This is a genomic window from Streptomyces apricus (assembly GCF_008369065.1).
GTDB classification, from domain to species: Bacteria; Actinomycetota; Actinomycetes; order Streptomycetales; family Streptomycetaceae; genus Streptomyces; species Streptomyces apricus.
Genome location: NZ_VDFC01000004.1, coordinates 269,701 through 287,289, shown reverse-complemented (window position 1 = coordinate 287,289; position 17,589 = coordinate 269,701). Strand labels below are relative to the sequence as shown.

Below are 17,589 nucleotides of genomic sequence, written 5' to 3'. Positions count from 1 at the left end.
GGTGAGGGAGGGGTAAGGGGGCTAGGAGTTCTCCGGCTCCCCGGACGGGATCTCGYCGCCCTCCACGAAGTGGTCGAACTCGCCCGCCTGGACGCCGAGCACGAAGGCGTCCCACTTCTTCCGGGTGGTCGTGACGACGGTCTCCGGGTCGCTGGTCTCGCGGATGTGCACGAGGTCGTCGTCGCCGAAGGCGAGCTCGATCCAGGGGCCGGGTCCCGTCGCGTCCTCGGGGGCGGCGCGGGTCCAGTCGAGGTCGGGGGGTACGTCAGCCACGCGGTGTCTCCTTGTCGGGCGCTGGATGCCTGGGAAACCGAAGGGCGGTCCCGGCCGAGTGTGGCAGGTCGGTGAGTGATCGTCCCGTGCCGGGGGCAGCACCTCTACACTGACGTTCGGACTACCGTGCGGCGAGGGGCGGTTGACGGTGCGTAAGGCCTGGATCGTGGCGACCGCCGCCGTGGGGGCGGGGCTGAGCTTCGTCATGGTGCTGGTGGTGGGTGTCTACCTGGTCGCCGGGAACCTCGCCAACGGGGTGGGGCAGGGAGCCGTCGGCCTGGCCAAGGGCGCGGTGCCGGCGGCCTATCAGTCGCTCGTGCAGAAGTGGGGCAATCTGTGCAGCGCCATCAATCCCGCGCTCCTCGCCGCGCAGCTGTACCAGGAGAGCGGGTTCAATCCCGACGCGAAGAGCCCGGCGGCCGCGCAGGGGATAGCGCAATTCATCCCCGGGACGTGGGCCACGCACGGAATCGACGGTGACGGGGACGGCGACCGCGACGTATGGGATCCGAATGACGCGATTCCATCGGCCGCCAAGTACGACTGCACGCTGGCGAAGTACGTCAAGGACGCACCCGGGGACCCGACGGAGAACATGCTCGCCGCGTACAACGCGGGGGCGTACGCCGTCATCAAATACGGGGGTGTCCCGCCCTACAGCGAAACCCGGAACTACGTGAAGACGATCACGACGCTCCAGGAGAGTTTCGCCGCTCCGGTCGGCCGGGTGCAGCCCTCGCAGCAGGCCGCCGGCGCCATCGACTACGCGCAGAAGAAGCTCGGCACGCTGTATCTCTGGGGCGGCAACGGCACCCCTGAGCAGGGCGGACGCTTCGACTGCTCGGGGCTGACCAAGGCCGCGTACGAACATGTGGGGATCACCCTGCCGCGGGTGGCCAACGACCAGTACAACGCCGGTCCGCACCCCAAGAGGAGTGAACTGCTGCCGGGGGACCTGGTCTTCTTCTCGGACGACCTCACCAACTCCCGCGCGATTCGCCATGTGGGCATCTACGTGGGCGGCGGATACATGATCAACGCGCCCCGTACGGGTGCCGTGATCCGCTTCGACGCCATCGACACCCCTGACTACTTCGGAGCGACCCGGGTGACCGAAGATGGCGCGAAAGCATTGCCCACCTCTGTGTGAAACCCTCCCCTGAGCTGCAGCGATGTATCTCTCTTCGATAACGTCTGCGTGATCATTCGGTGGAGAGCGGAACGTATGGAAGGGGAATGTGCGTTCCTGTTCCTGTAGCCGACGACGGGGGTTGATGGCGCGGCGCGTCCGATGGGGCGCGTCGGAAAGATGACGACGAAGGGCCGTAGCACCAATGGCTGGACTCGCCGATTCCGGGTCGAACCCAGACGTCGACTTGCTTTACGACATCAATGGCCTCGCCAAGGACGCGCCGCACTGGTTCGACCGCGTCATGGAGTTCGTGGGCGAGTACGGGCTGCTGCTCGTCATGGTCCTGCTGATCCTCGGCTGCTGGCTCGGTGTGCGGCGCCGCGGCGGGGACGACGCCGCGTCCTCCGTCGCCTCCCTGATCTGGGCGCCGCTCGCCGCCGGCGTCGCCGTCCTCGTGAACGTGCCGATACGGGGCTTCGTGGAACGGCCGCGGCCCTTCCTGGACCACGAGGGACTGGAAGTCCTCGTCAGCGGCAAGACCGACTACTCGTTCGTGAGCGACCACTCCACCCTGATGATGGCCATGGCCGTCGGGCTGTTCGTCGCGAACCGCAAGGTCGGGCTCGTCGGGATCGTGCTCGCGCTGCTCGGCGGGTTCTGCCGGGTCTACATGGGCGTGCACTACCCGACCGACGTCGTGGGCGGATTCGCGCTCGGGACCGCGGTCGTGCTGCTGCTGTCGCCGCTCGCCGTCGCCCTGCTGACGCCCGTGGTGAAGGCCGTGGAGCGGTCGCCGCGGGTGGGGTGGCTGGTCCGGTCGCCCCGGGCCGCCGGGGCGCGGGAGAAGGTCATTCCGGGGGCCCGCAGTGAGGCCGGGCCGGGAGATCGGGATCTCSCGGCGTAGGTCTTCCACCGGGGTGCGGGTGGGGTGACCGCGCGGCCAGGGGTGCGTTGTCGGGTGCGGGTTCGTGGGGGCCGGTCGCGCAGTTCCCCGCGCCCCTGATCGGCTCGGCCCTTCGGGCGCGCCTCACAAGGGCTGCGTGAATCTCACAAGGACTGCGGGAACTTGAACAGTTCGTCCGGGTCGTACTTCCTCTTCAGGGACTTCAGGTGGGCGGCCGCCGAGCCGTAGTACGCCTCGCGCCAGTCCGTGAGGGTCGGGTCCGTGTAGTTCTGGTAGGCCGCTCCCGAGGCGTACGGGCGCATCGCGGTGTGCGTGCGCGTCAGCCAGGACTCCGACGTCCTGCCCGAGGTGGCCGGCCGCCAGGCCGCGATGTACTGGGCCAGCATGCGCGAGCGGCGGTGCACAAAGGCCGTCGCCGTGGGGTCGACGCGGTTGACCGCGCCGCCGAGCGCCGTCAGGGCGATGCTGCCCGTGCCGCCCTGGACCCCGGAGATGTGGGAGAGCAGCGTCCGTAGGCCCGCCGCCGGTATCGGGCGGTCGAAGAAGTCCGAGCGGGCCGCGTACGTCTCGCGGTTCAGCGCGCCCTGCGCCGAGCGGCCCGGGGTTCTGCCCGGGAGGTGGCACTGGGCGTCGGAGAAGGACGAGCAGCCCGCGTACACCTCCATCGACTCCTGGTAGGAGCGCCGCTTGAGGAAGACGTTGCGGGCCGGGGCGCCGATCCGGTCGGCGAGGCGGTCGACGGCGTTCTGCAGTTCGCCGTAGGTGCCGAGCGAGAACGCGGAGACGGAGACCGTCGGGGTGCCGCCGTCCGCGTTCTCGACGTGGAGCGAGGACCAGATCTCGTCGGGCTGATCGGGGCCCCACTCCTGCCAGGCCGCCAGGACCGCCGCCGCCCTCGACCACGGCCAGGACATGTTCGCCGAGACGCCCTGCGGCGCCGGGTGGGTCCTGAAGCGCAGCTCGGTGACGACGCCGAAATTGCCGTTCCCCGCGCCGCGCAGCGCCCAGAAGAGGTCCTCGTTCTCGGTCGCGCTCGCGGTGAGCTGCTCGCCGCCGGCCGTGATCAGGGTCGCCCGGGTGAGGCTGTCGCACGTCAGCCCGTACGCCCTCGACACCACGCCGTGGCCGCCGCCCAGCGTCAGCCCCGAGATGCCGACCGTCGGGCAGGAACCGGCCGGAACGGTCACGCCCCTGGCGGAGAGGCCGCGGTAGACGTCGATGAGCTTGGCGCCCGCGCCGATCACCGCCTCGTCGCCGGACGCCCGTACCGCGGACAGCTTCGACACGTCCAGGACCAGCCGGCCGTTCCCGGAGGACCAGCCGGCGTAGGAGTGGCCGCCGTTGCGGATCGAGACGCGGACGCCGTGGGCGCGGGCGTAGGCGAGCACCGTGCGGATGTCGTCGGGGTGGGCCGCGTAGGCGACCGCCGCCGGCTTCAGGGAGTCGAAGCGGGTGTTGTAGAGCTGGCGGGCCGCCGCCCAGTCGGTGTCGCCGGGGCGCACCAGGGGTCCGTCCAGGCTCTCGGCGAGGGCCCGCCAGTCGGCCGGCGCGGTGCCGGCGGCCGTTCCCGTACCGCCCGGGGTGCGTCTGCCGGTCGGCGTGCCTGGCGCGCTCGTCCCGGCGGCCGGCCGCGGTCCGGGGTCCCCGCCGCACGCCGAGGCCGTCGCCGTCGCCGTGACCGCGGCGCCGCCGCCGATGAACGTCCGCCGTCGCATGTGCGCCTCCTGTGGCCCCGTGGTACGAGACGGGACAGCCGCCCGGCGGGTTCCACCGGCGGCCGTCGGCAATCCCACCGGCGACTCCATGGGTACGCAAAGGACGACGGCGGGTTCCGGCCGGGCCACCGGGCGCCGGGCGCCGGTACCCGCGCGTGTTCTCCCCGTGAGCGTTCCGTGACCTCACCGCACTGACGGCAGGGGTTCACCCTCCGTTCACTCACGACAATCGGCGGCTTCACCTCATCTGCCTAATTTCGGCCTTACCCGGTGCGTGGTGCGGACGGAAGCGAGCGCCTGTGCCGGTCTGCGAAGAACATGACCAGCAGGCTCCACCCATCGCACGCCGCCACGACGGCGGCTTCTGGAAGGAACACCCGAACGTGAAGCTTCAGCGCAAGAACCGGCTGCGCGGCCTTTCCCTCGGTGCTCTCGCCGTCACCGGCGCCCTGGCGCTGACGGCGTGCGGCTCGGACGACACCGGTGACAGCGGGAGCGACGGCGCCTCGACCGCGGCCAACAGCTCCATCAAGTGCGACGACGCCAAGGGCCAGCTGCTGGCCAACGGCTCCTCCGCGCAGAAGAACGCGATCGACGCGTGGGTCAAGCAGTTCGCGACCGCCTGCAAGGGCGTGCAGATCAACTACAAGTCCGAGGGCTCGGGCGCCGGTGTCACCGCGTTCACCCAGGGCCAGGTCGCCTTCGCCGGCTCCGACTCCGCGCTGAAGCCCGAGGAGGTCACCGCCTCCAAGGAGGTCTGCCAGGACGGCCAGGGCATCAACCTGCCGATGGTCGGCGGCCCGATCGCGGTCGGTTACAACGTCCCGGGTGTCGAGGGCCTGGTCCTCGACGCGGAGACCCTCGCGAAGATCTTCGACAGCAAGATCACCAACTGGAACGACGCGGCGATCAAGAAGCTGAACCCCGACGCCGAGCTGCCGAACCTCAAGATCCAGGCGTTCCACCGCTCGGACGAGTCCGGCACCACGGACAACTTCACCAAGTACCTGATCGCGGCCGCGCCCGACCAGTGGAAGTACGAGGGCGGCAAGGCCTGGCAGGCCAAGGGCGGCCAGTCCGCGGCCGGCTCCTCCGGTGTCGCCCAGCAGGTCAAGCAGACCTCCGGCGCCATCAGCTACATGGAGCTGTCCTACGCCAAGGACGGCATCGCCGCGGCCAAGCTCGACACGGGTGCGGCCGAGCCGGTCGAGGCCACCGTCGAGAACGCCACCACGGCCATCGCGGACGCCAAGGTCGTCGGCACGGGCTCGGACCTCGCCCTGGAGCTGAACCGCGCGACCAAGGCCGACGGCGCCTACCCGATCACCCTGGTCACGTACGAGATCGTCTGCGACAAGGGCAACAAGGCGGAGACGCTGCCCGCCACGAAGGCGTTCCTCACCTACATCGCCAGCGAGGAGGGCCAGAAGATCCTCGCGGACAACGACTACGCCCCGATCCCCGAAGAGATCATCGCCAAGGTCCGTACGACCGTCGCGAGCCTGAGCTGATCCGAGCGCGCGGTCCGGCCCCCTCCCGGGGCCGGCCGCGCGCCGTCCGGTGCACCGCCGCCTGGAGCCGCACGCCGCGTGCGGCTCCGCAGACCGGAGAACCTCATGGACATATCCACGAAAACTTCTGACGCTCCCCCCTCCTCCCCTCCGCCCCCCGACGCCGACCAGAAGCCCCGACGCCGACCAGAAGCGTGCGGCCCGCGGAGCCACCCGCCCCGGCGACCGGGTCTTCCTCGGCCTGTCCCGCGGCTCGGGCATCTTCCTGCTCGTGATCATGGCCGCCATCGCGGTCTTCCTCACGTACCGCTCCGTGATCGCGATCAGCAAGGACGAGAGCAACTTCCTCACCACGCTGGAGTGGAACCCGACCGCCGCCGAGCCGAGCTTCGGCATCGCGGTCCTGGTCTACGGCACGATCGTCTCGTCGATCATCGCGATGGTCATCGCGGTCCCGATCGCGGTCGGCATCGCCCTGTTCATCACGCACTACGCCCCGCGCAAGCTCGGCGGCCCCCTCTCCTACGTGATCGACCTGCTCGCCGCCGTGCCGTCCATCGTCTACGGCCTGTGGGGCGCCCTGGTCCTCGCGCCGCAGCTGATCGGCCTCTACGGCTGGCTCGACGACTACTTCGGCTGGACCGGCATCCTCGACTGGCAGGGCGGCGCGCCGCGCTCGCTGTTCACCGTGGGCGTCCTGCTCGCCATCATGATCCTGCCGATCATCACCAGCGTGAGCCGCGAGGTCTTCCGGCAGGCCCCGCAGATGCATCAGGAGGCCGCCCTGGCCCTCGGCGCCACGCGCTGGGAGGTCATCCGCATGTCGGTGCTGCCCTTCGGCCGCTCCGGTGTCATCTCCGCCTCGATGCTCGGCCTCGGGCGCGCGCTCGGCGAGACGATGGCCGTGGCCACGGTGCTCTCCCCGAGCTTCGAGATCAACGCCAGCCTGCTCGACCCGGGCGGCGGCACCTTCGCGCAGAACATCGCGAGCAAGTTCAGCGAGGCCAGCGAGATGGGCCGGGACGCGCTCATCGCCTCCGGCCTGGTGCTCTTCGTCATCACCCTGCTGGTCAACGGCGCGGCCCGCATGATCATCGCCCGCCGCGCCGAGTACTCGGGGGCCAACGCATGAGCCAGATCACCGACGCGCCGCGCCGCAGCTCCCTGCAGGGCGCGACGCTGCCCAAGTGGACCCCGTGGGCGATCGCCGCGGGTTCGGTCGCCCTGGGCCTGGGCATCAGTGCCGCGGCCGGACTGGACAGCAAGATCCAGTGGGGTCTGATGGCCGCCGTCTTCTTCGTGATCGCCTCGTACGGCGTCGCCGCGCGTGTCGAGGGGCCCCGGCAGGCCAAGGACCGGGTGGCGACCAGCCTGGTCTGGGTGGCGTTCCTCCTCGCCGTCGTGCCGCTGGTCTCGCTCATCTGGGTCACCGTCAAGCGCGGTGTGAAGGTCCTCGACGGCTACTTCCTCACCCACTCGATGGGCCTGATCACCGACACCGAGCCCGGCGGCGGCATCTACCACGCGATCCTCGGCACCCTGGAGCAGGTCGCCATCGCCACGGTGATCTCCGTGCCGATCGGCGTCCTGACCGCGATCTACCTCGTGGAGTACGGGCGCGGCCGGCTCGCCAAGGCCGTCACCTTCTTCGTCGACGTCATGACGGGCATCCCGTCGATCGTCGCGGGTCTGTTCGTCCTCAGCTTCTGGATCATCATCCTGGACATGGGCTACTCCGGGTTCGCCGGTTCGATGGCCCTGACCATCCTGATGCTGCCGGTGATCGTCCGCTCCACCGAGGAGATGCTCAAGCTCGTGCCGAACGAGCTGCGCGAGGCCTCGCTGGCGCTGGGCGTGCCGAAGTGGCGCACCATCATGAAGGTGGTCCTGCCGACCTCCATCGGCGGCATCACGACCGGTGTGATGCTCGCGATCGCCCGCATCACGGGTGAGACCGCGCCGGTGCTGCTGCTGGTGTGGGGTTCGTCCTTCATCAACACGAACCCCTTCGAGGACCCGCAGGCCTCGCTCCCGATGTACATCTACCTGCAGTACGCGAACAGCGGCGGCTCCGGTGCGGCGTACGACCGGGCCTGGGCGGCGGCCCTGACGCTGATCGCGTTCGTGATGATCCTGAACCTGGCGGCCCGCGGCATCGCCCGCTGGAAGGCCCCCAAGACCGGTCGCTGACGCGGCCACTCAGCGACCAGTCGTTCCCCCCGAAAGAAGCAGTGATCCCATGGCCAAGCGAATCGACATCAGCGGTCTCAACGCCTACTACGGCTCGTTCCGCGCCATCGAGGACATCTCGATGGCCATCGAGCCCCGTTCGGTGACGGCCTTCATCGGCCCCTCCGGCTGCGGCAAGTCCACCTTCCTGCGCACCCTGAACCGGATGCACGAGGTGACGCCGGGCGGCCGTGTCGAGGGCAAGGTCATGCTCGACGACGAGAACCTGTACGGCGCCGGGATCGACCCGGTGTCGGTGCGGCGCGAGGTCGGCATGGTCTTCCAGCGTCCCAACCCCTTCCCCACGATGTCGGTCTACGACAACGTGGCGGCGGGGCTGCGGCTCAACGGCAACTACAAGAAGTCCGAGCTGAGCGACATCGTCGAGAAGTCGCTGAAGGGCGCGAACCTCTGGAACGAGGTCAAGGACCGGCTGAACAAGCCGGGCTCCGGCCTCTCCGGCGGTCAGCAGCAGCGCCTGTGCATCGCCCGCGCGATCGCGGTCGAGCCGAAGGTGCTGCTGATGGACGAGCCCTGCTCGGCGCTCGACCCGATCTCGACCCTGGCGATCGAGGACCTGATCGGTGAGCTGAAGGAGCGCTTCACGATCGTCATCGTGACGCACAACATGCAGCAGGCGGCGCGGGTCTCCGACCGGACCGCCTTCTTCAACCTCTCGGCGGTGGGCCAGCCGGGCAAGCTCATCGAGATCGACGACACGGAGCGGATCTTCTCCAACCCGTCCGTGCAGGCCACCGAGGACTACATCTCGGGGCGCTTCGGCTGAGCCGGCGCCCCGCGCACGCCTCCTGGACCCCTCGCGGTGCTGTATGGCGGTGCCACCGCGGGGACCAAGAGGGCCCGCTCCCCGTTCAGGGGGGCGGGCCCGTTGGCGTTCGCGCGCGTTCGGTGGGGGTTCCTACAGGAACACCACGTTCACGACGTAGAAGCTGACCGCCGCGACCAGGCCGGCCGCCGGCATCGTGATGAACCAGCCGAGGATGATGTTCTTCGCGACGCCCCAGCGCACCGCGTTCACCCGCTTCGTGGCACCCACACCCATGATCGCGGAGGTGATGACGTGCGTCGTGGAGATCGGCGCGTGGAAGATGAACGCCGTGGTGAACATGATCGACGCGCCGGTCGTCTCCGCCGCGAACCCCTGCGGGGGGTCCAGCTCGATGATCTTCCGGCCGAGCGTCCGCATGATCCGCCAGCCGCCGGCGTACGTGCCCAGCGACAGCATCACGGCGCACGCGATCTTGACCCAGACCGGGATCGGGTCGCCCGCGTCCTCGACGTCCGCGATGACCAGGGCCATCACCACGATGCCCATCGTCTTCTGGGCGTCCTGCAGGCCGTGGCCGAGCGCCATGCCGGCCGCCGAGACGGTCTGCGCGATGCGGAAGCCGCGCTTGGCCTTGTGCGGGTTGGAACGGCGGAAGAGCCACATGATCGCGCACATCACCAGGTAGCCGGCGACCAGGCCGACGACGGGGGAGATGAACATCGGGATGACGACCTTCTCCAGGACGCCGGACCAGATGACGTCGATGCCGCCCGCGAGGGCCGCGCCCACCATGCCGCCGAACAGCGCGTGCGAGGAGGAGGACGGGAGGCCGAAGTACCAGGTGACGAGGTTCCACACGATGGCGCCGACGAGCGCGGCGAACAGGATCCACATGCCCCGGTTGCCGTGCGGCGTCTCGATCAGGCCTTCGCTGACGGTCTTGGCGACCCCGCTGCCCAGGAAGGCGCCGGCGAGGTTCATGACCGCCGCCATCGCGAGCGCCGCCCGCGGGGTCAGCGCACGGGTGGAGACCGAGGTGGCGATGGCGTTGGCGGAGTCGTGGAAGCCGTTGGTGTAGGTGAATCCGAGCGCGACACCGATGGTCACGATCAAGGCGAAGGTGTCCATGAAGGGGTCAGGACTCCTTGACCGCGATGGTCTCCACCGTGTTGGCCACGTGCTCGAACGCGTCGGCGGCCTCTTCGAGGACGTCCACGATCTGCTTGAGCTTCAGCACCTCGATGGCCTCGTACTTGCCGTTGAAGAGCATGGCCAGCAGCTTGCGGTGGATCTGGTCGGCCTGGTTCTCCAGCCGGTTGACCTCGATCCAGTACTCGGTGAGGTTGTCCATCGTGCGCAGGTTCGGCATCGCCTCGGCGGTCAGCTCCGCCGCCCGCGCCAGCACCTCGATCTGCTGCTCGACGCCCTTGGGCAGTTCCTCCACGTTGTAGAGGACGACCAGGTCGACGGCCTCCTCCATGAAGTCCATGATGTCGTCGAGGGAGGAGGCGAGGTTGTAGATGTCCTCGCGGTCGAACGGCGTGATGAACGAGGAGTTCAGCTGGTGGAAGATCGCGTGCGTGGCGTCGTCGCCCGCGTGCTCCGCGGCCCGCATGCGCTCGGCGATCTCGGCTCGGCCGGACGAGTCCGCCCCGAGCAGTTCCATCAGGAGCTTCGAGCCCGTGACGATGTTGTCCGCGGAGGCGGCGAACATGTCGTAGAAGCTCGTCTCCCTGGGGGTCAGACGAAATCGCACGTGGGGTCCTCGGATTGCTTCGGTGTAGGTCAGGCTGATGCTAAGCGCATCATCCGGCCACGGCTAACCGGCCGCCCCCCAGTGTCGCCCATCGGGCACAGTGATCAGCACGGGGTCCCATGAGGCCTTGGCCAAGGGCCCTATACCCAGCAAAGTTCGTTACCATATACCCGGTAGGGGTATCAGTCAGCAGGAGGACGCGATGACGACCACCGAGGCCGGCGCGACGGCGCCCTCCGGGAGGGCCGCGAAGACGCGTACCGCGGAGGGCGCCGGTGCCGCAACGGCCGGGGCGGAGGCGCCCGGCGCCGTGGAGGCCGTCACCGACCACGACCGCGGGATCCACGGCTACCACCAGCAGAAGGACGAGCACCTCAAGCGGCTGCGGCGGATCGAGGGCCAGGTCCGCGGCCTGCAGCGCATGGTCGACGAGGACGTCTACTGCATCGACATACTCACCCAGGTCTCGGCCTCCACGAAGGCCCTGCAGTCCTTCGCGCTGCAGCTCCTGGAGGAGCACCTGCGCCACTGCGTCGCGGACGCCGCGGTGAAGGGCGGCGCCGAGATCGACGCCAAGGTGGAGGAGGCGACGAAGGCGATCGCGCGCCTGCTGCGCACGTGATCCCTCCGGGGGCGGGGCTTGCGGGACCGCCCCCGCGGCTCACCTGGCCGCGTCGGCGCCGTGCTTTTCGAGGAAGCGTTCCTCCGCCGCCTTCAGGACCTCGTCGATGCGGTCGGGGCTGAGCCGGTCCTCATGGGCGGTCGAGGCCGCGATGATCAGGTCGCCGCACAGCTCGATCTCGGCGAGGGCCACGTGGTCCTGAACTGCCGTACCGCGCGCCGGAGCCACGTGCATCACCTCTTCCTGCCGTCACCGACTTCCTAGAGTAGGGAGGGGTCCACGGACAGCGCATGGCACCAACGGACCATTTCCGGCCCCGCGCATTCAGGCCTCCCCCCGTTCCGCCCGCTCTCTCCCAGGGACCTCCCCCGTTCCTCCGCCGGATCGTCACTGCGCGATCCGCGCCCCGCGTCACTCGGCGATCCGCCCGGCGTAGATGTCCCGCTCCGCCGGCAGGCGTACGTGCACGGCGGCGCCGAAGTCGTACAGCAGTGTCGTGGAGGACACCGCGACCGCGTCCTCCCGCTGCCCGTTGACGAAGCCGAAGCGGTGGCGGACCTTGCGGATGCGCCCCTGCTCGTCGAGGTAGACGTCGAAGGGGACCGCCGCCGTCGCGAAGCCCTCCGCCGCCGCCCGCAGGACCGCCCGGTTGTGCCGGGAGGCGTCGCGCGCGGCGACCGCGAGATCGGCGGTGCCCCGGTAGTGCCGTACCGCGGTGCCCGCGACCGACGTCCGCCCCACGTACGTCACCCGCCGCGCGCCCAGCAGCAGTTCGGCGGCGGCGAACGGGTCGGTGGCGCCGCCCGTGACGAGGTTCCCGTCGGAGAGCGTGGCCGTGTCGACGCGTACCCACTTGTCGGCGGGCACGCCCGCGCCGCGGTTCTTCATGTAGAGGGCGCCCGGTGCGAGCAGTTCGGTGATCGGGCGGTGCCCGTCGGTACCGGCCGGGTCCTGCGGCAGGAGCACCTTCAGCCGGCCCAGCCGGTCCCCGAAGTCGTAGACGCCCTCGCCCCGGATGGTCACGCGGGTGCCGCCGGTGGCCATCTCCATCGACGTGCGGACCTTGGAGGTGCCGGCGCGGACCAGCTTCCCGGCGGCGCCGTGGAGCACCTCGACCGGTTCCTCGGCCGCCCGGGCGTCGTCCGAGGCGGCCCCGCCGCCCGAGCAGCCGGCGGCGCAGAGCAGCAGCCCCGTCGCCGCGGCGGCCAGGGCGACCGCGCCGTCCTTGCGTGTTCGATGCCGCTCCACCATCGCCTGCTACCCCCAGCCGGGACGTCCTTGGGCGGGCTCCTTGCCCCGCCTAACGACCGGTGGGAGGTGTTGTCACGCCGGTACGCACCATGGGGAATCGTTTACCCGGCATCGGTACCGTGGGGAGGGTGGCACAGCCGGAGGGGACCAGCGCCCAGGAGCACCGCACGACGACGGCAGAGCAGGGGCGTTTCTGCGTGGCCCGCTGCACCTGCGGCTGGAGGGGCCCGGCCCGCCGAGCCCGCAGCCTGGCCCGCCGGGACGCGGAGACCCACGAGACCGGGGGCGCCCCCTGAAGGGGCGCGGGGAACTGCGCGATCAGCCCCCACACACCCGCACCCGAAACACAACCAGCTGCGCGCAGCGCACAACGCGCCGCGCGCAGCGACGGACACCCGGCGCTGCGCGCGGCGCTACACCCGCCTGAGCACGGCCAGGAACTCGTCGACGAGCTCCCGGTCCCGCGCCTGGGTGAGCCGCGCGCGGGCCGCCTCCGGCGCCAGCCACAGCACCCGGTCCACCTCCCGGCTGGGAACGAAGCGCCCCTCCGTCGCCTCGGCGGCCCAGTAGTCGACCTGCTTGGGCCGCCCGTTGGCCGGGTAGCGCAGGGTCGTCAGCCGGGGCCCGGGCGCGCAGCGGTGCCCGGTCTCCTCCTCGACCTCGCGCAGCGCACCGGCGAGCGCGCCCTCCCCGCGTTTCAGCTTCCCCTTGGGATGCGACCAGTCGTCGTACTTCGGCCGGTGGACCAGGCAGATCTGCGGTGCGCCGTCGCCGGGCGAGCGCCGCCACAGCACGCAGCCCGCCGCGAGCACCGGCTGCTCGTCCGTGGGCACCGGCTCCTCGTCCGTGGGCACGGGGCCGGGTTCTCCGTTCGCGTGCACTGGACCTCCCTCACACGTGACGTCCGCTCTCCGCGGTCACGGAGTGCCGACCGTCTCCCTCATCCAGGCCCGCTGAAACGTGAACCTGGCCGCTTCCACCTCGTGCCGCTGGTCGGCGTGCAGCACCCCGAGGGCGTACGCCGTCGAGGGCGCGATGCGCGGGGTGCGGGCCGCCGAGGCCGCCGCTGCGGCCGCCTCCGCCGCGTCACGGTGCCGGTCCAGGGCCTGACCCGCGTTCAGCAGGCGTACGTCCACGAGGTCCTCGTCGCCGAACACCACCTCGCGCGCGTACCGGTGCAGGCGCAGCAGGAGGCGTACCTGGTGCCAGGGGGCGTCCTGGGGCTGCGGGGCCGTGTCGGTGGAGAGGCCGTGGACCAGGGCCTCCGAGTTGTAGGGGTGGCCCGCGGTGACCAGGGGCAGCGCGGTGACGGCGTCGCGCAGGCGGTCCTCCGCTGCGGCGGCCAGTGGCTTGAGCCCGGAGCCGGCCGCGGCCGGCTCCGTCGCGGCGGCGGACAGCGGGACCTCGCTGGCCAGGACGGCCACGTTGTCGGCGACGGCGTGGAAGCGGCTGGAGCCCAGGGCCTGCAGCGCGGCCGAGTGGGCGCGCGTGCGGGCGAGGGTCAGCTGACGCTCCAGCAGGGCGCCCGCCTTGGCCGCGCCGACGGTCAGGGCGCCCTTCTCCGTGCGTACCCCGGAGCCGGCCTGGCCGGGGAACGCGGCCGAGCCCGACAGGCGGTGCAGCGCCGCGAGGAGCCGCTCCAGACGGGCCTCGTACGCGTGCTCGCGGGCCAGGGTCCCCGACAGCCAGGCCAGTTCGGGGCGCATGCCCTCCGACCAGGCCTCGTCGAGCAGGGGCCGGAAGGTGTGCAGGGTGCCGCTGATGCGGCGGGCCGAGCGGCGCAGGGCGCGCGCCGCGTCCACGGCCTCCTTCGAGCCGTTTACCGCCACCGCGCCGCCGGTCTCCCGGTGCTGGCGCAGCGCGCGGAGGAACTCCGTGGCCTGGGACCTCAGGTACGCCGCGAGGACGTCCCCGGCCACGGGTCCGGCCGTCGGGTCAGGGTGTTGCTGTGCCACGCCGGCGCCTCCGGGCGTCTATGAGCATCTCCTGGACGTTGCGCAGCGGCTGGCCCTCGGCGTCGGTCGCGTGCCGGGTCCATTCGCCGTCGGGGCCGAGGTGCCAGGAGGAGGTCGTGTCGGACATGCCGGTCTCGAACAGGCGGCCGAGGGCCGACCGGTGGGCCGGGTCGGTGATCCTGACCAGGGCTTCGATACGGCGGTCGAGGTTGCGGTGCATCATGTCGGCGCTGCCTATCCACACCTCGGGCTCGCCGCCGTTGCCGAAGCCGAAGACCCGGGAGTGCTCCAGGAAGCGGCCGAGGACGGACCGTACGCGGATGTTCTCCGACAGGCCCGCCACGCCCGGCCGCACCGCGCAGATGCCGCGCACCCACACGTCCACCGGCACCCCCGCCTGCGAGGCGCGGTAGAGGGCGTCGATGAGCGCCTCGTCCACCATGGAGTTGACCTTGATGCGGACGTAGGCGGGACGTCCGGCACGGTGGTGCTGGACCTCCTTGTTGATGCGCGCTATCAGGCCGTCGCGCAGGGACTTGGGCGCGACGAGCAGCCGGCGGTACGTCTCGCGGCGGGAGTAGCCGGAGAGCCGGTTGAAGAGGTCGGAGAGGTCCGCGCCCACCTGCGGGTCGGCGGTCAGCAGCCCCAGGTCCTCGTACAGCCGGGCGGTCTTGGGGTGGTAGTTGCCCGTGCCGACGTGGCTGTAGCGGCGCAGGGTGTCGCCCTCCTGGCGCACCACGAGCGAGAGCTTGCAGTGGGTCTTGAGGCCGACGAGGCCGTAGACCACGTGGCAGCCCGACTCCTCCAGCTTGCGGGCCCACTTGATGTTGGCCTGCTCGTCGAAGCGGGCCTTGATCTCGACGAGGACCAGGACCTGCTTGCCGGCCTCGGCGGCGTCGATGAGGGCGTCGACTATGGGGGAGTCGCCCGAAGTGCGGTACAGCGTCTGCTTGATGGCCAGCACGTCCGGGTCCGCCGCCGCCTGCTCCAGGAACGCCTGGACGGAGGTGGAGAAGCTGTCGTACGGGTGGTGCAGCAGGACGTCGCGTTCGCGCAGGGCCGCGAAGATGTCGGGCGCCGACGCCGACTCGACCTCGGCGAGGTCGCGGTGGGTGCCCGCGATGAACTTCGGATACTTCAGCTCGGGCCGGTCGAGGGCGCCGATGCCGAAGAGGCCCGTGAGGTCCAGGGGACCCGGCAGCGGGTACACCTCGGCCTCGGAGATCTTCAGCTCCCGCACCAGCAGGTCCAGGACGTACCGGTCGATGGACTCCTCGACCTCCAGGCGCACCGGCGGCCCGAAGCGGCGCCGCATGAGCTCCTTCTCCAGCGCCTGGAGCAGGTTCTCGGCGTCGTCCTCCTCGACCTCCAGGTCCTCGTTCCTGGTGAGGCGGAACGTATGGTGCTCCAGCACCTCCATGCCCGGGAACAGCTCCTCCAGGTGGGCCGCGATGACGTCCTCGATGGGGACGTAGCGGTCCGGGGAGGCCTCCAGGAAGCGGGAGAGCAGCGGCGGGACCTTGACGCGCGCGAAGTGGCGGTGGCCGGAGACCGGGTTGCGCACGACGACGGCGAGGTTCAGGGACAGGCCCGAGATGTACGGGAAGGGGTGCGCCGGGTCGACCGCGAGGGGGGTCAGGACCGGGAAGATCTGGTGGCGGAAGAGCGTGAAGAGGCGGGCCTGCTCCTTCTCGGACAGCTCGCTCCAGCGGACGAGATGGACGCCCTCCTCCGCGAGCTGGGGCGCCACGTCCTCCTGGTAGCAGGCGGCGTGCCGGGCCATGAGCTCGCGCGAGCGGGCCCAGATCATCTCCAGCACCTCGCGGGGCTGCAGGCCCGAGGCGGAGCGGGTGGCCACGCCGGTGGCGATGCGGCGCTTGAGGCCGGCCACCCGGACCATGAAGAACTCGTCCAGGTTGCTGGCGAAGATCGCCAGGAACTTGGCCCGTTCGAGCAGGGGCGTGTCGGGGTCCTCGGCGAGTTCGAGGACCCGCTCGTTGAAGGCGAGCCAGCTGCGCTCCCGGTCGAGGAAACGGCCCTGCGGGAGCTGGACGCCGTCCTGCACGGTGTCCTCGTACGCGTCGAGGTCGGCGTCGAGGTCGGGCTCCAGGTCGGAGACGTTCGCCGCCACGGTGTGCGGACGGTGCGCGGCGATCGAACCGACGGACGGTTGCGGATGCTGTACCTGTGCCTGGGCATTGGGCTGGCTCATGAACCCATTCTTCCGTGCCGGGCCGGAAACAGGCGCGTCGGAAGCAGCGGGCGGGAGCGCCGCGCGGAGGTGCGGGGCCCCGCTCCCCCTCGTGGGGGAGGGCTCGCGCTCCGGCGGAGGCCCTCCATAGGCCCCCCTCAGGACTCCGTGCGGTACATGAGATCCGTCTCGTGGACCGCGAAACCCAGCCGATCGTAGACGGCCACCGCCGCCACGTTGTCCGCGTCCACGTACAGCATCGCCGTCGGCAGTCCCGCCCCCGCCAGGTGCCGGAGGCCGACCGTGGTGAGGGCCTTGCCCAGGCCGCCCCCCTGCGCCCCGGGCCGCACCCCGACGACGTACACCTCTCCGAGTCCCTCGGCGGCGTGCACCTTCGTCCAGTGGAAGCCGACCAGTTCGTCCCCGCGGAAGGCGAGGAAGAACCCGGCCGGGTCGAACCACGGCTCGGCCTTGCGGTCGTCGAGGTCGCGCTGGGTGAGCGACCCCTGCTCGGGGTGGTGCGCGAAGGCGGCGGCGTTCACGGCGAGCCAGGCGGCGTCGTCCTCGCCCGGCACGAACGTCCGCACCCGCACCCCCTCGGGGAACACGGGCTCGGGCAGGTCGAGACCGGTCAAGGGCCGCCGCATCTGGCGCAGTTCACGGAACAGCGTCAGGCCGAGGACCTGCGCGAGGTGGCGGGCCGCCGGGTGCCCGCCGTGGGCCCAGACCCGCAGCCGCTTGCCGGACTCGGCGAGCAGGGCGTTGCCGAGAGCCCGCCCGTGGCCGCTGCCGCGGTCCTCGGGGCGGACGACCAGCTCGGCGGCCGGGGCCTCCACGGGATCGGTGTCCTCCAGCTGCGCGTACCCGACGAGCCGGTCCCGGACGCTCAGCAGCAGGTGCCGCACCCCGTCGCGGGCGTCGCCGCGCAGGCGCAGCCGGCCTTGCTCGGACACCGCCTGCTGTCCGTCGGCCCGGGCGGCCTCCGCGAGGAGTTCCAGCACGGACCCGCTCTGCTCGGGGCTGAGCGCGTCGAGGGTGTCGAGGGTGCGGACCGTGGGGGTGTCGGCCTGGCCGAGCGAGGCCGAGAGCTTGCGGGCAGCCGGTGCGGTGTCGTCGCTGGTCATGGGTACGAGAGTACGGCGTGTCCGGTTCATGGCGAAGTGGCCCGCCAAGGGGAGTCATGAGGGGTACGGGCCGGTGCGCGACCTGTCCGGTTCGTGCCGGAAAGCCCCTGGAAGCAACCAGTCCGTAACCCGGAAC

At 70.9% G+C, this 17,589-nt stretch carries 18 protein-coding genes; 8 read left to right on the top strand and 10 right to left on the bottom strand.

Going from position 1 to position 17,589, the window contains the following annotated elements; genetic code table 11:
- Positions 1 to 21: 21 nt before the first annotated feature.
- Positions 22 to 273: a DUF397 domain-containing protein gene (locus FGF04_RS02020; protein WP_149509408.1), complete on the bottom strand. Its 252-nt coding sequence runs from the start codon at positions 271 to 273 to the stop codon at positions 22 to 24.
- Between the two features lie 148 nt (positions 274 to 421).
- Here FGF04_RS02020 and FGF04_RS02015 point away from each other — a divergent pair, with 148 nt between their 5' ends.
- Positions 422 to 1,423 carry a C40 family peptidase gene (locus FGF04_RS02015; protein ID WP_149509407.1) on the top strand — a complete coding sequence of 334 codons (1,002 nt, stop codon included), beginning with the start codon at positions 422 to 424 and terminating at the stop codon, positions 1,421 to 1,423.
- A 184-nt stretch (positions 1,424 to 1,607) separates the two neighbouring features.
- Positions 1,608 to 2,309, top strand: coding sequence for a phosphatase PAP2 family protein (locus FGF04_RS02010; RefSeq protein WP_149509406.1), 702 nt, complete (start codon positions 1,608 to 1,610; stop codon positions 2,307 to 2,309).
- A gap of 143 nt (positions 2,310 to 2,452) precedes the next feature.
- Here the strand turns inward: FGF04_RS02010 and FGF04_RS02005 are convergent, their stop codons facing one another.
- Positions 2,453 to 4,024, bottom strand: a complete 1,572-nt coding sequence (locus FGF04_RS02005) for an FAD-binding oxidoreductase (RefSeq protein WP_149509405.1) — start codon at positions 4,022 to 4,024, stop codon at positions 2,453 to 2,455.
- A 383-nt stretch (positions 4,025 to 4,407) separates the two neighbouring features.
- On the opposite strand from FGF04_RS02005, the gene pstS reads away from it, so the two are divergent.
- From pstS to pstB, 4 genes are all read left to right on the top strand, one after another.
- A complete protein-coding gene (pstS, locus tag FGF04_RS02000; protein ID WP_149509404.1) occupies positions 4,408 to 5,535 on the top strand; it encodes a phosphate ABC transporter substrate-binding protein PstS in 1,128 nt (375 codons plus the stop codon).
- Positions 5,536 to 5,806: 271 nt separating this feature from the next.
- The gene (gene pstC / locus FGF04_RS01995) at positions 5,807 to 6,667 is read left to right on the top strand and encodes a phosphate ABC transporter permease subunit PstC (protein ID WP_408055575.1); all 861 of its coding nucleotides are present in this window, start codon (positions 5,807 to 5,809) and stop codon (positions 6,665 to 6,667) included.
- The gene (gene pstA / locus FGF04_RS01990; protein WP_149509403.1) at positions 6,664 to 7,725 is read left to right on the top strand and encodes a phosphate ABC transporter permease PstA; all 1,062 of its coding nucleotides are present in this window, start codon (positions 6,664 to 6,666) and stop codon (positions 7,723 to 7,725) included. The genes pstC and pstA overlap by 4 nt, the downstream gene beginning before the upstream one ends.
- Positions 7,726 to 7,774: 49 nt before the next feature.
- Complete coding sequence (pstB, locus tag FGF04_RS01985) at positions 7,775 to 8,551, top strand: phosphate ABC transporter ATP-binding protein PstB (RefSeq protein ID WP_149509402.1); 777 nt, start codon at positions 7,775 to 7,777, stop codon at positions 8,549 to 8,551.
- A gap of 132 nt (positions 8,552 to 8,683) precedes the next feature.
- Here pstB and FGF04_RS01980 read toward each other — a convergent pair whose 3' ends face one another.
- On the bottom strand, positions 8,684 to 9,682 hold the full coding sequence (locus tag FGF04_RS01980; RefSeq protein WP_149509401.1) for an inorganic phosphate transporter: 999 nt from the start codon (positions 9,680 to 9,682) through the stop codon (positions 8,684 to 8,686).
- Between the two features lie 7 nt (positions 9,683 to 9,689).
- Entirely contained in the window at positions 9,690 to 10,310 is a 621-nt protein-coding gene (locus tag FGF04_RS01975) for a DUF47 domain-containing protein (protein WP_107015224.1), read from the bottom strand.
- Between the two features lie 202 nt (positions 10,311 to 10,512).
- Here FGF04_RS01975 and FGF04_RS01970 point away from each other — a divergent pair, with 202 nt between their 5' ends.
- Positions 10,513 to 10,932, top strand: coding sequence for a metal-sensitive transcriptional regulator (locus FGF04_RS01970; RefSeq protein ID WP_149509400.1), 420 nt, complete (start codon positions 10,513 to 10,515; stop codon positions 10,930 to 10,932).
- A 39-nt stretch (positions 10,933 to 10,971) separates the two neighbouring features.
- Here the strand turns inward: FGF04_RS01970 and FGF04_RS01965 are convergent, their stop codons facing one another.
- Complete coding sequence (locus FGF04_RS01965; RefSeq protein ID WP_188113920.1) at positions 10,972 to 11,166, bottom strand: hypothetical protein; 195 nt, start codon at positions 11,164 to 11,166, stop codon at positions 10,972 to 10,974.
- A gap of 177 nt (positions 11,167 to 11,343) precedes the next feature.
- Positions 11,344 to 12,183 (bottom strand): hypothetical protein, encoded by an 840-nt coding sequence (locus FGF04_RS01960; RefSeq protein ID WP_149509399.1) that lies wholly within the window; start codon positions 12,181 to 12,183, stop codon positions 11,344 to 11,346.
- A 128-nt stretch (positions 12,184 to 12,311) separates the two neighbouring features.
- Here FGF04_RS01960 and FGF04_RS01955 point away from each other — a divergent pair, with 128 nt between their 5' ends.
- Positions 12,312 to 12,479 carry a hypothetical protein gene (locus tag FGF04_RS01955; RefSeq protein ID WP_188113924.1) on the top strand — a complete coding sequence of 56 codons (168 nt, stop codon included), beginning with the start codon at positions 12,312 to 12,314 and terminating at the stop codon, positions 12,477 to 12,479.
- A 117-nt stretch (positions 12,480 to 12,596) separates the two neighbouring features.
- On the opposite strand, the gene FGF04_RS01950 is transcribed toward FGF04_RS01955, so the two are convergent.
- From FGF04_RS01950 to mshD, 4 genes are all read right to left on the bottom strand, one after another.
- Positions 12,597 to 13,037 carry an NUDIX hydrolase gene (locus FGF04_RS01950; protein WP_235882132.1) on the bottom strand — a complete coding sequence of 147 codons (441 nt, stop codon included), beginning with the start codon at positions 13,035 to 13,037 and terminating at the stop codon, positions 12,597 to 12,599.
- 63 nt (positions 13,038 to 13,100) lie between these two features.
- Positions 13,101 to 14,138, bottom strand: a complete 1,038-nt coding sequence (locus tag FGF04_RS01945) for a CHAD domain-containing protein (protein ID WP_149509397.1) — start codon at positions 14,136 to 14,138, stop codon at positions 13,101 to 13,103.
- Positions 14,119 to 16,350: an RNA degradosome polyphosphate kinase gene (locus FGF04_RS01940; protein ID WP_149509396.1), complete on the bottom strand. Its 2,232-nt coding sequence runs from the start codon at positions 16,348 to 16,350 to the stop codon at positions 14,119 to 14,121. Before FGF04_RS01940 ends, FGF04_RS01945 begins: the two co-directional genes overlap by 20 nt.
- A gap of 137 nt (positions 16,351 to 16,487) precedes the next feature.
- Entirely contained in the window at positions 16,488 to 17,453 is a 966-nt protein-coding gene (mshD, locus tag FGF04_RS01935) for a mycothiol synthase (protein ID WP_149509395.1), read from the bottom strand.
- Between the last annotated feature and the right edge of the window lie 136 nt (positions 17,454 to 17,589).